This is a genomic window from Kitasatospora sp. NPDC034533, from assembly GCF_055575155.1.
This window is the reverse complement of record NZ_JBVITE010000108.1, coordinates 1-12,893: the sequence shown is the minus strand read 5'-3', so window position 1 is coordinate 12,893 and position 12,893 is coordinate 1. Positions and strand designations below refer to the sequence as shown.

The following is a 12,893-nucleotide window of genomic DNA, read 5'->3' as shown; positions in this document are numbered from 1 at the left end:
GGCGAGGGAGTCCAGATCAGGCGTCACAACCGATCTTTGGACTCCCTCGCTTCATGTCATGCGCGCAGGCGAGCCCTTGGCATCAGTCATCTAGGTGCTGCCCGGGCCCGTCCGTTCCGGGCCCGCCCGCTCCGGCCTTCGCCCTCAGCGCCTGCCGAACAGGCGGCGCAGCCGCCCCGGGCGGGGCGCCGCTTCCGCCGCCCCCGCCGCCTCCGGCTCTTGCGCCGGCGCCTGCGCCGGTTCGTTCTCCGCCTCCGCCCCCGCGTCGGCCGTGTCCTCCCGGGCCGTCAGGTGCCGGGCCAGCGCCCGGTCCTCCTCGGACATCCAGGGCGCGACGAGCACCAGCGCGGACAGCGAGCGCAGGATCGTCACCACCCGGGTGCGGCGGGCGCGGGCGCCGTGGTGCAGCCGTTGCCTGAGCAGGTCGGCGACGTCCGGCCGGGTCCGCGGCTCGGTCCAGCCGACCGCGACCAGCGCGAAGCCGGCCGCCTCCACCACCCAGTCCTCCGGCCCGAGCAGCAGGCCGCGCAGCACCCGGCGCCGCTCGGAGTCCTCCCACGGCTGGTCGGTGCGGTGGTGGGCGATGCCGAGGCAGGCGAAGACCTGGACGGCGCGCACCCAGAGCTCGGGCTGGTGGGACAGCAGGGCGCGGCCGAGTTCGTCCTCCCTCGGAGCCGGCGGGTGGACCAGGACGCCGAGCAGGTCGTCCAGCGGCAGTCCGGCCAGCCGGACGGCGTGGTCGTAGGCGGCGGGGACGGTCGGCCAGAAGATCTCGGCGGTGGCGCGGACCAGTTCGGCGCTCCGCGGCGCGGGCGGGGCGACGGCCGGGCGGGGGTCGGTGCCGTCCCACTCCCAGATCCGGACGGAGGACTCGGCCAGCGGCAGCCGGGGGTCGGGTTCGCCGACGGCCTGGTAGCCGACGGTGGAGCGCGGCAGCGCGAGCCGGACGGCCAGCACCGAGCTGGGCGGCTCCACCGTGGAGGCGGTGCACTCGATCTCGGTGTCGCGGTTGGTGCCGGGGGCGGCGAGCACCTGGTGCAGCACGTTGATGGTGGCCTCGGTGGCGCCGGAGACCAGGCCCAGCCAGGGCTCCCGGTGGCTCAGCCGCTCCAGAAGCTCCTGGGCGTACTCGTGGTCGGGGTGGGCGCGGTGGTGGTCCGCCAGGCCGAGGAGGTGGGCCGGGTCGCCGTCGAGGGCGTGGCGCAGTCCGTACCGAGCCGGGCCGGCCTTGGGGTGGCCGGGCTCGGCGGCGAGCACCCGGTCCAGCCAGGGCAGGCCCTCGGCGGGGCGGCCGAGGGCGCCGTACAGTTCGGCGACGTCGACGGCGAGGTAACCGCTGTTGTCGTCGCGGTCCGGGGCCGTCCGCTCCAGTTCGGCCTCCCAGACGGCGAGCGCCTGTTCCGGGCGGCCGGCCGAGCGCAGGGCGTTGCCGAGCATCACGGCGGGCAGGTAGCCGGGGGCCAACCGGTGGGCCCGGTCGGCGAGTTCGACGGCGCGGGCGGTGTCGCCGAGCCGGCGGGTCAGGCCGGAGGCCATCGCGAGCAGCGGCACGTGGTCGCCGTGGTGGGCCAGTACGGCCAGCACGAAGTCGTGGAACGGCCTCACGGCGTCCGCCGGTTCGGCCGGGAGCGGGTCGGGCAGTGAGCCGGTCGCCCGGGCCACCGCCTGGGTCACGGCGTCCGGGTCGACCAGGCCGGGCAGGTCCTCGCGGGCGAGCCAGGCGGCGTGCGACCAGGGGCGGTTCGGCTCGTACCGGATGGCGGAGGCGAGCAGGCCGACGGCGGTGTCCCAGTCTCCGGCGGCGGCCTCCACGTGGGCCCGGCAGACCGCCGTACCGAGGTACACCTGACCGTCCAGCGGGAACAGCTCCCGGGCCGCCGCCGGGCCACCTGCAGCCGCGCACAACTCGGCCAGCGCCTCGTGCAGTTCGGGCAACTGGGGGTCGGCGAGGATCGCGTCGCCGAGGTGCTCGGCGGCGTGCGCCAGATCGCCGGAGTCGATCGCCAGCCGGGCCACCGCGGCCTCGCCCTCGGCCGCCAGGCGCTCGTCGCCCTCGTCGCCGGTGTGACCGCTCATCCGCCCCTGCTCCCCCGGTGGTCCGCCCTGTTCCGTCCCGCTCCGCAGGAGGCTATCCGGTCCGGCCGACAGCCCGGTGATCACTGGCGCGGCGGCGGCCGTCCACACCTTGCGTCGGATACGACTCGTACGGGTGGTTTGGCTTTCCGGGGCTTCAGGGCGCGTCGTCGAGCCACCACGATGGCCGGGGTTCTTCGCGAGCGAAGTGCCCGTCCCGCCAACCGGATCCGAGGAGATCGATGAAGCTCTCGCGCACCCTGTCGCTGGCCGCCTCCGCCGCCGTCCTGGGCACCCTCGCCGTCGCCGGCCAGACCGCCCCGGCCTCCGCCGCCGGCTCCTTCGTGGTCAGCGAGTCCCAGTTCAACCAGATGTTCCCGAACCGGAACGGCTTCTACACCTACAAGGGCCTCACCGACGCCCTGAGCGCCTACCCGAAGTTCGCCACCACCGGCGACGACGCCACCCGCAGGCGCGAGGCGGCGGCCTTCCTCGCCAACGTCAGCCACGAGACCGGCGGGCTGAAGTTCGTGGTCGAGCAGAACACCGCCAACTACCCGCACTACTGCGACGCTTCCCAGCCGTACGGCTGTCCGGCCGGGCAGTCCGCGTACTACGGGCGCGGCCCGCTCCAGCTGAGCTGGAACTTCAACTACAAGGCGGCCGGCGACGCCCTGCACATCGACCTGCTGCACGACCCGTACAAGGTCGAGAAGGACCCGGCCGTCTCCTGGAAGACCGCCCTCTGGTTCTGGAACACCCAGACCGGCGCCGGGCGGATGACGGCGCACGACGCCATCGTCAACAACAAGGGCTTCGGCGAGACCATCCGCACCATCAACGGCGCGCTGGAGTGCGACGGCAAGAACCCGGGCCAACGGGACGACCGGATCAACCTGTTCAGGAAGTTCGTCGGCACCCTGGGCACGAACGTGGGCGGCGGCAACATCTCCTGCTGACCGGCCCCGTCGGCGGCGTGGAGCGGGAAGCCGGCCGGCCCGACCTCCCGCTCCCCCGGTCCGGCCTCCGTCTCCCTGTCCGTGCCGGACCGGCCTCGTGGAAGTCGCGCCTCAGACCTCCTCCGCACCCTCGTCCTCGTCGTGGGGCGGGATGGTCCAGCGCAGCACCGTCCCGCCCTCCCCGTCGGCTTCGAGGGTGACCGGGAAGGCCTGACCCCAGTCCCGCCCGCCGTGGTGCCGGAGCGAGTGGTCCCCCTGGCACCAGTCGATCCCGAGCACCCGGCAGCCACCGACCTCGATCACGCCCGCCTTCAGGGGGTGGTGCAGGCCGGCCCGCCGGAAGCGGAAGTAGTCGACGTGCGGCTCCACCATGGCGGCCACGCCCTCGCCGCGCACGCCGCCCCGCCAGGTGCTGATCTCGGCCTCCAGCGCGACCGCCTCCGCCACCGGGAGGCCGAGCCACCCGTACGGCCCTTGGACGCCGCCGTGCTGGGGGATCCGCTCCCCGCCGAACCGCGCGTGCGCCTCGTCCTCGTGGCGGCCCCAGTAGGAGAGGTCGGCGAGCCCGTCGGCCGGCTCGTCCTCCGGCCCCGTCCACGCGTCCAGCCCCACGGAGTCGCCGACCACCATGCCGCCCCGGTCGACCGGCAGGTCCCCGAGCAGCACCGGGCTCTCCGCACCCTCGGGCCAGGGCAGGCCGAGCTCGACCTCCAGCGTCGCGACGGTGGGCTCCTCGTCGAACACCGAGGGCTCGGCGGTGGCCCGCACCGCCAGCGGCCGGCCGGCGGCGGCCGGCACGGCGAACGCCTCGTACTCCCATTCCCGCAGGTGCCCGCCACCCGCCTTCGCGGCCACCCCGGCTCGCACCGACAAGGGCTCGCCGATCCGGGGCCACTCGTCGATCCACGTGGCCATGCCGAGCACCACCACCCCGGACGGCGCGGTGACGAATCCCAGGTCGATGAAGGTGGCGGACATCCGCCGATTATCTCCGAGCGGGACGCCGCCCCCGCCACACGGCCTGGCCCGGTGAACCTCGACGCTCTCGCCCGGCAGGGGCAGTCGGAGCTGCTGATCGGGACCGTCCGGGACCGCGGTGAGTGGTCCTGCGCCGAGGCGGCCGTCGGTGAGCTGTGCGCGGTTGGGGGTTCGAACGGGCCATGGCGGTCCGGAACCGTCCGTCGCGGTCGGCCGGCCGTTCGCCGTGCGGGAGTCCGCCACGATCATGGTCCGGCAGGGCCGGATCGAGGAGGCGGCCGGACCGAGGAGGCCGGGCGGGTGGACGAGGCCGTCGAGGTGCTCACGCCCCACCTCGGAGCGCACTGGATCCTGGAGGAACTGGTCGACCTGACCAGGGGACAAGGCCGTGACGCCCGTTGTCCTGGAACTGCTCGCCCGGTGCGCCGAGCGGGCCCTGGGCGGCACGGCGGGCTGCCGGCGCTCCGCGGCCGGGGGTCCGCGCGAGTGCCGGCACCAGCCGTCGGAGGTGCTGGTGCTGTACGGCCGGGTCCTGGAGCGCACGGGCCGGGCGGACGAGGCGATCCGGCGGCTGGGCCCGGTCCTGCGTCGTCCCGCGCGTCGCCCGGCTGTACGCCGACCTCCTCGCCCGCCGGTGCCGGATCGACGCGCTGCGCGAGCCGGCCACCGGCGAGCACGCGGAACTCGCCCTGACCCGGTGCGCGGAGGCGCTGGAGGAGCAGGGGCGGCTCCAGGAGGCCGAAGCCGTCCTGTACGAGGCCCTCGAAGCGGACGGTCGGCAGGCCCGTCGGTGCCTCATGCCCTTCCTGGCCCGCCGGGGGCGCCTGGACGAGGCCGTCGATGTCGGACGGCCCACGTACGAGCACCCCGAAGGGAGCCTCCTTCCACAAGGCGACCGGCCTGGTGACCGAGGCGGGCCGCCCGGATCGGGCGCTGGAGCTCATCGACGGCCTCGGCACCGCGTCACACCTGGCTGGTCCGCTCGCGAAGGCCGGGCGCTCCGCCGAGGGCATCGCCGAGGCGCGGGCATCGCGGAGGCGCGGGCCCTGAGCGAGCGCGAGCCCGGCCGGTGGGACACCGAGCGCGGGGCCTGGGAACGGCGCTGAGGCAGGAGGCCGCCGACCGGTGGGCCAGATGTTTCAGGGGGAGAAATATCCAGGTGCCCGAAGGTGTTCCGCCCAGCGTAGGCGCGGGAGGTCCGCGCGTGGCTGGAAGGAGTGCGGCGCCGTGCGCGTGGAGATCTGGAGCGACATCAACTGCCCGTGGTGCTACGTGGGCAAGGCCCGGTTCGAGCAGGCGCTGGCGGCGTTCCCGCACCGCGAGGAGGTGGAGGTCGTCCACCGCTCCTTCGAGCTGGACCCTCGGGCGCCCCGGGAGGCCCGTCCGGTCGTGCCGCTGCTCGCCGCCAAGTACGGGATGAGCCTGGAGCAGGCCGAGGCGGCGGAGGCCCGGATCGCCGGGAACGCGCACGCCGAGGGCCTGCCGTACCTGCGCGAGGGGCGCGACGCCGCGAACTCCTTCGACATGCACCGCCTGCTGCACTTCGCCAAGGAGCACGGCCGCCAGGGGCAACTGCTGGACGCGCTGTACCGGGCGAACTTCGCCGAGGAGCGCTCGGCGTTCGAGGAGGGCCGCCTGGTCGAGCTGGCCGTCGAGGCCGGCCTCGACGGCGAGGCGGCGGAGGCCGTCCTGGCCGATCCGCAGGCGTACGCGGAGGCGGTGCGCGAGGACGAGACCACGGCGAGCGCCATGGGGGCGACGGGCGTGCCGTTCTTCGTCCTGGACCGGCGACTCGGCGTCTCCGGCGCCGAGCCTGCGGAAACGTTCAGCCGAGCGCTGGAGCAGGCCTGGGAGAGCCGGGCGGCACTGCCGCTGACTCCGCTCACGCCGAAGAAGTAGGCATCGCCGGAGCAGGAAGTCGGACGGGCCGACTTCCTGCGATGGGCGTACGCGGCGCGCCCCCACGAGCAGGAACGTTCACCCACACCGCACCGGGAAACAGCCCTCGCACAGGAAGTCGGCCCGTCCGACTTCCCACGCACCCAGCCCGCCAGCCCACAGGCATACGAGACGGGCCCCACCAGCAGAAACGATCACCCACGCCCCACCGCGAAACAGCACCCGCACAAGAAGTCGGCCCGCCCGACTTCCTGTTCCCCCGGTGCGACAGCCAGCGGGCACACGAGGCAGAGCCCCGCCAGCAGAAACGTTCACCCACGCCCCGAAGCAGCAGCGCGCCGCCGGCGCAAGAAGTCGGCCCGCCCGACTTCCCACTCACCCGACCTGCCAGCGATGGGCGTACGCAACGTGCAGGCTCGACGGCACGCCCTTGGCCGCGTGAGGCGAGCCCCAGCGCTCGTGGGCGAGGGTGACGCAGTAGTGCGCGTCGGGCCGCCACCCGAAGCGCCAGCCGGGGGCCTCACGGCTGAGCCCGTGGAGCTCGGCACCCGTCCGGCGGAAGGTGGTGGCGCTCCCGGTGACCACGAGCGTGTGGGCGGCCCCGGCGAAACGGAGCTCGTCCCGCGAGTCGGCGAAGGAAGACTCCGCGCCCTCGGGCGGGAAGACGGTGTCGGGGAGGTCGACGGTGTGCGGCGTGCCGGCGCCCAGGCGGGCTCGGAGCTCCTTCCAGCGGGAGGGCGGGAAGCCGATGCTGTGGTGGACGAGCAGGAGGTCCAGCCGGTCTTGGGGCGGGACGTCGGGCAGGCCGACCGGGCCGGAGTTGGTGCGCAAAGGCAGGTGGATCAAGGAGCGCCGGGACCGGGCGGCCAGAGCCCAGGCGGTGGCGAGGTCCTCGGCGCCCTGGCGGTCGAGGTGCAGGTCCATGGACCACGCACCCGGGCTCGCGTGAAGGAAGGCACCCGCTGCCTGCCGCACCGGGGTGACAACCCGGTACTCGTCCCGGCCGAGGCGGACCCGGTGGATCTTCGTTCGTAGTCTCACCGGCCTGTCGTACCGGAGGTTGTGGCTGCCTGTCCTGCGGATTTTCCGGGCGGAGTAGGAAGTCGGACGGGCCGACTTCCTACTCACAGCCCGCATCCGAGGGGTGGGGCGGCAGCCGCACGCTCATCGGGGGTTGAGCCGGGTGGCCTGCCAGGGGGAGTTGCGGCCCGCGGCTTCGCGGTAGGCGATGCGCTGGACGGCGGAGAGCAGGCGGTAGAGGTTGAGGGCGGTGTCCGAGTCGTCTGCGGCGAAGCCCAGCTCGTGGACGAAGTCGTCGAGCGTCGGCCAGTCGAAGTCATCGGAGACGGGCGGGGCGACGGTGACGCCGAAGACGGTGTTGAAGGCCGTGGCCACGGCGTAGTTGGCGGCGGCGAGGGCATTGGCGACCTCGGGATCAGCGGCCGGGTCGAGCGCGTTCATCGGGGCTCCCCATCGTCGGGCTTGCAAGGTTGAACGCAGTGGTCAGGAACCACAGGGCCGCTCGCGGTCAGCGTCGAGGAGGAGGGAGAGGAGGTTCAGGAGGGTGGAGGCCGGGGCCAGGCCGAACCGGACGACGACCTGGCCGTCGTGGGTGTCCGTGCGGGCGTCGGGGAAGGAAAGACCGAACTTCCCGCCGCGCTCGTGAACTTCACCGAGGAGGGCGCGGATGTCCTGCTCGGAGCAGGAGCGGATCCGCTGGTCGGAGGGTTTCAGCGGCTGGAGCTTCACGCAGTGGCCTCCTTGAACAGCTCGAACCAGACGACCTTGCCGTCCTTGCGCGGTTCGGCACCGAAGCGGTGAGTGAGGGCGCGGACGAGGTGGAGGCCCCGGCCGGAGACGGCGAGCAGGTCGGCGGGGAGGTGGGGGTCAGGGAGGACCGGGCTGTTGTCCGCGACCGAGACCCGGAGTCGGTGGTCGGCGAGAGCGACGACGACCAGGGGTGCAGGGCTGCCCCCGTGCCGCCATGCGTTGAAGAAGACTTCGTGGAGAGCGAGTTCGGCATCGGAGATGACGGAGGGTCGCCACCCGGCGGAGGTGAGGAGGTCGGACAGCTCGGTACGAGCGGTGGACCAGTCAGGAGGGTTGCAAGCACGCATGAGAGCCCCCAGGAGAGGGAGGAGGAATCGACAAAGCGGACACTCCGCTATGTGATCGGTGCAACACTGACGGTAGGGGATTGAGGGGCATCCATGCAATCGAACGTGCAGGCTTGCACGTTCGATGGCGAGCCACCCGGCCCATGCGAAACACTTCACCTACGAGAAGGGACCACCTGTGGCGTACAAGGGACCGATCAGCCAGCGGCAACGGCGATTCGGGGAGGAGCTCCAACGCCTGCGCATGGCGGCAGGGTTGTCAGCGCCCGAGGCCGGCGCGCTTGTGGGAATGAAGGGACCCGCGGTGAGCCACACCGAGGCCGGGCGCATCAGTCTCAACTCCGAGCGCCTTGAAATCTGGCTCAACGCGTACGGGTGCACCGACGCGGCCTACCGCGCGAAGCTCGCTGACATGGGCCGGAGTAACGGAAAGGGCTGGTGGAGCGACTTCGCGGACAGGGTCCCAACCTTGCTGCTCGATCTCGCGGAGGCCGAGCACGGTGCGGCTCAGCTCGACAACTTCGAGACCTTCTACATTCCGGGGCTTCTCCAGGTGCCCGCCTACGTCACGGCGATGTACGAAGGTGTCGACCAGCACCGCAAGTTGGACGTAGAAGCCGAAATCGAGTTCCGGAAGCAACGGCAGCGCATTCTCACAGACTTGCCACGCCGCGAGTTCCGATTCGTGATCCACGAGACAGCGTTGCGTTTGCGCTTCCCTGGCGATACCGCCATGAGGGAGCAGCTTGTGCACCTGCTGGAGATTTCAGAGCTACCGAACGTCAGCATTAAGGTCTTGCCGTTCACCGCTGCGGAGAAGCCGCCCTACACCAGCCAGTTCGTGCTGGTCGACCCCGGATCGCCGAAGCTCTCCACGGTCATCGTGGATCACCCCAGCCACACCGAGTATCTTGGCGACCAGCATTCGATCGAGACCTACCGAAAGACCTTCAACCAGCTGAGTGAGCTGGCATTGCCGCCTGTCGACCAGTCCTTGACAACGCTTTCCTCGCGCGACTCATGGGGCCTCATTCGACATCTCCTCTACTTGTTGCAAGCTTGAAAGGCTTCTGATGTCCGAACTCCGTTGGCAAAAGTCATCGTTCAGCGGCACAAACGAGGGCGGTAGCTGCCTTGAACTCGCGGCCAGCATCGGGGACGTTCGTCACCTTCGCGAATCCGATGACCCCGACGTCATCGTCACTACCTCGGCCGCCAAGCTCCGCGCCTTCCTCCTCGGCGCCAAGGCCGGCGACTTCGACCACCTCACCTGAGGCCACCTCGCCTCCCCCGCCCGCTCGTTGGCCCCCAACGAGCGGGCGGCGCCGTTCCCGCATTGGCTGGTTCCAGCCTTCCCCGCCCTCCCAGCCGAGCGCGAAACTTGGAGAAATTTCTCCTGGAGGAGCAACCATGAAGTTGCGGTTCGTGGGAAGCACGAGCATCACGGGCAACTGCCCCTCGATCTACGAAACCGACCGCGACACCGCCGTCGTCCAAGGCAAGCGGATCGCCCCCGATGATCCGGTGCGCGGAGATCTGCGCGACCTCGCCGATGACGAGGATGTCGTTGAAGTACCCCGCCAGTTGCTGGAACGGTTCTCGCCCAAGCGGCCCCAACCGTTGCCCTCCGAGCTCCTCACCGGCGAGGCCTTCGGCGCGCTCTTCCGCAACTTCGCCCACACCGCTCGGCGTCTCGAAACCCGGACTCACTACGACATCGAGAACGAGCGAGAGTCATTCGAGCAGTTCCTCAACGGATCCGATGTCGATGTCAGCTGGTTCTCCCCATGGCTGGACACCATGCGCGAACACACCAAGGGTGGCAAGACCATCGCCCGTGTCCGCATCGTCCCGCCTGACCTGACGGACTACCTGCGCTTCGAACTGTTCCTCTGTAGTCACAACACCAGCGCCGGAGAGGACATCCGATACCTCGACCGTGCCACCGCGAACGACCTCGCCCTACCCGACCGGGACTTCTGGCTGTTCGACTCGCATACACTGGCGATTCTGCACTTCACCGATACTGGACAGTCGCTCGGAGCCGAGATCGTGACGGACCCTGCTGTGGTCGTCGAGCATGCCCGCTGGCTCGACGCGGCCTTCCACCACGCGCGCCGGTACGAGGACTTTGTCAAGGAGCATCCGCCGCGTTGAGCACCGCACGTCAGGGGGTCCATGAGGCCCGTCTGGAGCTCGGCCGCCGCCTGCGGGCAATCCGCACGGCGGCCGAGCTCGACGGCCGCACCCTGGCGTCCCTTCTCGGCTGGCCCCCCAGCAAGGTCTCCAAGCTCCAGCTCGGGCGCCAGTCCCCTACCGTGGAAGACCTCCGCGCATGGACAGCCGCCTGCGGCTTCCCTGAAGCTGCTGACGAGCTCGTGGTCCTGCTCCGCGATCTGGACAGCCGCTACGCCCAGTGGCGGCACGAACTTCACCATGGCCACGCCGCCATCCAGCAGTCCTGGGCGGACCTGGAAGCCAGCGCGCAAACCATCCGCGCCTTCGAGTCGTCCTGCGTGCCAGGCCTCCTCCAAACGGCCGGCTACGCCGCCGCCCGTTTCCGCGAGAGTGCCCTGCTCCACGATGTCTCGCCGGACACCGACGCTGCCGTATCCGCCCGTCTCGCCCGCCAGGAGCTGCTGTACTCACCCGGCAATCGGCGCTGGCACATCCTGATCACCGAGGCCGCCCTCCGCTACGGAACCGCCTCCGCAGACGTCATGCGCGCCCAGATCGACCGGTTGGTCTCGGCCACAACACTCCCCGCCGTACGGCTGGGCATCGTGCCGTTTCGCAGCCGCCTTCCGGTCACCCCCGCACATGGCTTCTGCATCTTCGACGATCAACAGGTCGTCGTCGAGGTGATCAGCGCCGAACTGCGGCTGGGCCTGCCCGAGGAAGTCGCCCAGTACCGCAAGGTCTTCGACCTCCTGGCACCCAGTGCCCTCTACGACTCGGACGCTCGACGACTGCTCACCCACGTCGCCGAGAGCTGGATCTGAGAAATCCTCAGAAATCCTGTTGGAGATTTCCCCTGCCTGCGCCAAGGTGGTCACGCAGACGATCCAGGCCGTCACGCTAAGTCCGGCCCGGCGCCCGCGCTCCCAACCGTTTCGCGACGAAGGGTTGTGATCCCATGGACGTGACCGCGCTCTACGCGGCTGACCTCACCGGCGTCGACTTCCACGCCTTCTGCGGTGGCAACCAGGGCAACGACAACGACGAGTCCTGCCTGACCGTCGCCGCCGTCCCCGGCATGGCCGACGCGTTCGCGCTCGGCCACTCCGAGAACCCGGGCGTCAACGGCGCCATCCGGGTCAGCCGCTCGGAGCTCGTCAACTTCGTGCGCGGCTTCGCGCTGGCCGAGGGCATCACCCTCTGACCCACCCGTCTCCTCACCGGGCCGCCCCGAGTCACGCTCGGGGCGGCCCGACCCGACTCTCGGAGGCACCACGTGCACTGGCACACCTACCTGTGGTCCGGTGACGGGCAGCAGCTCAAGAACGAGGCCCCACGACGACCCGTACCCGACACCGGCTTCAGGACCTCGACCACTCCTCCCATGATGACCGGCTGGTGGCTGCTGAAGCCGCCCCCGCTGGTCTCCTCCACCCTCTCGACCCCGGACGACACCGTCGCCTGGCTTCAGTCCCGCTACGAGGAGAGCCCTCCGCCGCCCGCCCAGGCCGAGCAGCTCCCCCTCGCATCACGGGCCGAGTACGCCGCCGAAGCCCTCACCGGCGGCTCCGACGTGGTGTGGTCGTACTGGCAGCAGGAGGCCGGCCCGCGTTTCGTCCACCTGGCCGCGGTCTGCTGCCCCAATCGGGTCTGGCCGTCCATCCCTTGCCCGGACCCCCGAGCCACCGCGGCTCTTGGAGCGTCATGACCCTGGACCTCTTCGTCGACGATGCCTCCCAGGTCCTGGCCGCGTGGCCGGCGCTCCCGTTCCGCACCAACCAGGCCCGGTGGCACGAGCCCCCACCGCTCACCACTGCCGAGATCCGGGCCGCCATCGACGCGAGGTGTATCCGGCCGGACGAGATCGTGCTGATCAGGGACGGCAAGATCACGCCCCAGGATCAGTACGTCGAGAATGACCGGATCATCCCCTCAGCTGTCTGGGAACGCCACGACGGCGGCGACACGGTCTCCCTGCGGAACATCCAGGGCGTCTTCCCCGCTGTCTCAGCCCTGCACACCGGCCTCCAGGCCGAGTTGGGCCACCCGATGCACGTCAGCGCCTACCTGACCCAGCCCGGCGCCCGGGGCCTGAGTCACCACTGGGACTCCTATCCCGTCCTGGTCGGCCAGGTCGAGGGCTCCAAGACCTGGCCGACCCATCGCCCGGTCATCGAGAACCCGACCCCCGAGCACCTGAGCTTCCCGAAGACCGGATTCACCGACGAACAGCGGCACCACGTCCGAACGGCGCCGGCCGACTTCGAAGCCACCCTCCACCCCGGCGACACCCTGTGGGTCCCGCGTGGCTGGATCCACGCTCCCTACTCGGTGGGCGAGGCCGCGTCCCTCCACCTCACATTCGCCATCCGCGAGCTGACCCACCACTGGCTCGCCCAGCGGCTCATCGAGCAGGCTGTCTCCGATCCCCGGATGCGCCAGGCGCTTCCCATCGGCATGCCCTCCGCGTGGGGTCCCGCCCAGCGAACAGCCTCGGCACGGCTGCTCGCAACCGTCCTCCGTGCCAAGGCCGGCGAATTCGACCAGTTCGCCTGAGCCACAAACGCGAAGAACCCCCATCCGGAAACCGGATGGGGGTTCTTTCTGAAGAATTGTTCGGCGGCGTCCTACTCTCCCACAGGGTCCCCCCTGCAGTACCATCGGCGCTGAAAGGCTTAGCTTCCGGGTT

At 70.9% G+C, this 12,893-nt stretch carries 16 protein-coding genes and 1 rRNA gene; 10 read left to right on the top strand and 7 right to left on the bottom strand.

Annotated features, from left to right (window positions below):
* Positions 1-144: 144 nt before the first annotated feature.
* Positions 145-2,076: a tetratricopeptide repeat protein gene (locus ACZ55U_RS37535; RefSeq protein ID WP_465533857.1), complete on the bottom strand. Its 1,932-nt coding sequence runs from the start codon at positions 2,074-2,076 to the stop codon at positions 145-147.
* A 239-nt stretch (positions 2,077-2,315) separates the two neighbouring features.
* Between ACZ55U_RS37535 and ACZ55U_RS37530 the strand changes: the two genes are divergently transcribed.
* On the top strand, positions 2,316-3,032 hold the full coding sequence (locus ACZ55U_RS37530) for a chitinase (protein WP_465533855.1): 717 nt from the start codon (positions 2,316-2,318) through the stop codon (positions 3,030-3,032).
* Positions 3,033-3,143: 111 nt separating this feature from the next.
* Here the strand turns inward: ACZ55U_RS37530 and ACZ55U_RS37525 are convergent, their stop codons facing one another.
* Positions 3,144-4,010, bottom strand: coding sequence for a hypothetical protein (locus ACZ55U_RS37525; RefSeq protein ID WP_465533853.1), 867 nt, complete (start codon positions 4,008-4,010; stop codon positions 3,144-3,146).
* 840 nt (positions 4,011-4,850) lie between these two features.
* Here ACZ55U_RS37525 and ACZ55U_RS37520 point away from each other — a divergent pair.
* Complete coding sequence (locus ACZ55U_RS37520) at positions 4,851-5,060, top strand: hypothetical protein (RefSeq protein WP_465533852.1); 210 nt, start codon at positions 4,851-4,853, stop codon at positions 5,058-5,060.
* A gap of 177 nt (positions 5,061-5,237) precedes the next feature.
* Positions 5,238-5,909 carry a DsbA family oxidoreductase gene (locus ACZ55U_RS37515; protein WP_465533850.1) on the top strand — a complete coding sequence of 224 codons (672 nt, stop codon included), beginning with the start codon at positions 5,238-5,240 and terminating at the stop codon, positions 5,907-5,909.
* Positions 5,910-6,284: 375 nt separating this feature from the next.
* On the opposite strand, the gene ACZ55U_RS37510 is transcribed toward ACZ55U_RS37515, so the two are convergent.
* The 4 genes from ACZ55U_RS37510 to ACZ55U_RS37495 all read right to left on the bottom strand — a co-directional run bounded on the left by ACZ55U_RS37510 (position 6,285) and on the right by ACZ55U_RS37495 (position 8,026).
* Positions 6,285-6,950 (bottom strand): hypothetical protein, encoded by a 666-nt coding sequence (locus tag ACZ55U_RS37510; RefSeq protein ID WP_465533848.1) that lies wholly within the window; start codon positions 6,948-6,950, stop codon positions 6,285-6,287.
* Between the two features lie 123 nt (positions 6,951-7,073).
* On the bottom strand, positions 7,074-7,370 hold the full coding sequence (locus tag ACZ55U_RS37505; protein WP_465533846.1) for a hypothetical protein: 297 nt from the start codon (positions 7,368-7,370) through the stop codon (positions 7,074-7,076).
* Positions 7,371-7,412: 42 nt separating this feature from the next.
* Complete coding sequence (locus ACZ55U_RS37500) at positions 7,413-7,658, bottom strand: hypothetical protein (protein ID WP_465533844.1); 246 nt, start codon at positions 7,656-7,658, stop codon at positions 7,413-7,415.
* Positions 7,655-8,026, bottom strand: coding sequence for an ATP-binding protein (locus ACZ55U_RS37495; protein ID WP_465533842.1), 372 nt, complete (start codon positions 8,024-8,026; stop codon positions 7,655-7,657). The genes ACZ55U_RS37500 and ACZ55U_RS37495 overlap by 4 nt, the downstream gene beginning before the upstream one ends.
* A 124-nt stretch (positions 8,027-8,150) precedes the next feature.
* On the opposite strand from ACZ55U_RS37495, the gene ACZ55U_RS37490 reads away from it, so the two are divergent.
* From ACZ55U_RS37490 to ACZ55U_RS37460, 7 genes are all read left to right on the top strand, one after another.
* Positions 8,151-9,089 (top strand): helix-turn-helix domain-containing protein, encoded by a 939-nt coding sequence (locus tag ACZ55U_RS37490; protein WP_465533840.1) that lies wholly within the window; start codon positions 8,151-8,153, stop codon positions 9,087-9,089.
* A 10-nt stretch (positions 9,090-9,099) separates the two neighbouring features.
* Positions 9,100-9,300 (top strand): DUF397 domain-containing protein, encoded by a 201-nt coding sequence (locus ACZ55U_RS37485; RefSeq protein ID WP_465533838.1) that lies wholly within the window; start codon positions 9,100-9,102, stop codon positions 9,298-9,300.
* A gap of 136 nt (positions 9,301-9,436) precedes the next feature.
* Entirely contained in the window at positions 9,437-10,183 is a 747-nt protein-coding gene (locus tag ACZ55U_RS37480) for a DUF6879 family protein (RefSeq protein ID WP_465533836.1), read from the top strand.
* The gene (locus ACZ55U_RS37475; RefSeq protein ID WP_465533834.1) at positions 10,180-11,028 is read left to right on the top strand and encodes a helix-turn-helix domain-containing protein; all 849 of its coding nucleotides are present in this window, start codon (positions 10,180-10,182) and stop codon (positions 11,026-11,028) included. Before ACZ55U_RS37480 ends, ACZ55U_RS37475 begins: the two co-directional genes overlap by 4 nt.
* A gap of 134 nt (positions 11,029-11,162) precedes the next feature.
* The gene (locus ACZ55U_RS37470) at positions 11,163-11,408 is read left to right on the top strand and encodes a DUF397 domain-containing protein (RefSeq protein WP_465533832.1); all 246 of its coding nucleotides are present in this window, start codon (positions 11,163-11,165) and stop codon (positions 11,406-11,408) included.
* Between the two features lie 72 nt (positions 11,409-11,480).
* The gene (locus tag ACZ55U_RS37465) at positions 11,481-11,912 is read left to right on the top strand and encodes a hypothetical protein (RefSeq protein WP_465533830.1); all 432 of its coding nucleotides are present in this window, start codon (positions 11,481-11,483) and stop codon (positions 11,910-11,912) included.
* On the top strand, positions 11,909-12,760 hold the full coding sequence (locus ACZ55U_RS37460) for a JmjC domain-containing protein (RefSeq protein ID WP_465533828.1): 852 nt from the start codon (positions 11,909-11,911) through the stop codon (positions 12,758-12,760). The genes ACZ55U_RS37465 and ACZ55U_RS37460 overlap by 4 nt, the downstream gene beginning before the upstream one ends.
* 58 nt (positions 12,761-12,818) lie before the next feature.
* Here ACZ55U_RS37460 and rrf read toward each other — a convergent pair.
* Positions 12,819-12,893 (bottom strand): 5S ribosomal RNA (rrf, locus tag ACZ55U_RS37455); the annotation flags it as partial.

Bases quoted from the DNA above. Each gene is read 5' to 3' on its own strand.
- ACZ55U_RS37520 (WP_465533852.1), top strand. From the start codon at position 4,851: ATGTCGGACGGCCCACGTACGAGCACCCCGAAGGGAGCCTCCTTCCAC.
- ACZ55U_RS37530 (WP_465533855.1), top strand. From the start codon at position 2,316: ATGAAGCTCTCGCGCACCCTGTCGCTGGCCGCCTCCGCCGCCGTCCTG.
- ACZ55U_RS37505 (WP_465533846.1), bottom strand. From the start codon at position 7,370: ATGAACGCGCTCGACCCGGCCGCTGATCCCGAGGTCGCCAATGCCCTC.
- ACZ55U_RS37485 (WP_465533838.1), top strand. From the start codon at position 9,100: ATGTCCGAACTCCGTTGGCAAAAGTCATCGTTCAGCGGCACAAACGAG.
- ACZ55U_RS37535 (WP_465533857.1), bottom strand. From the start codon at position 2,076: ATGAGCGGTCACACCGGCGACGAGGGCGACGAGCGCCTGGCGGCCGAG.
- ACZ55U_RS37495 (WP_465533842.1), bottom strand. From the start codon at position 8,026: ATGCGTGCTTGCAACCCTCCTGACTGGTCCACCGCTCGTACCGAGCTG.
- ACZ55U_RS37525 (WP_465533853.1), bottom strand. From the start codon at position 4,010: ATGTCCGCCACCTTCATCGACCTGGGATTCGTCACCGCGCCGTCCGGG.
- ACZ55U_RS37470 (WP_465533832.1), top strand. From the start codon at position 11,163: ATGGACGTGACCGCGCTCTACGCGGCTGACCTCACCGGCGTCGACTTC.
- ACZ55U_RS37480 (WP_465533836.1), top strand. From the start codon at position 9,437: ATGAAGTTGCGGTTCGTGGGAAGCACGAGCATCACGGGCAACTGCCCC.
- ACZ55U_RS37460 (WP_465533828.1), top strand. From the start codon at position 11,909: ATGACCCTGGACCTCTTCGTCGACGATGCCTCCCAGGTCCTGGCCGCG.
- ACZ55U_RS37490 (WP_465533840.1), top strand. From the start codon at position 8,151: ATGGCGAGCCACCCGGCCCATGCGAAACACTTCACCTACGAGAAGGGA.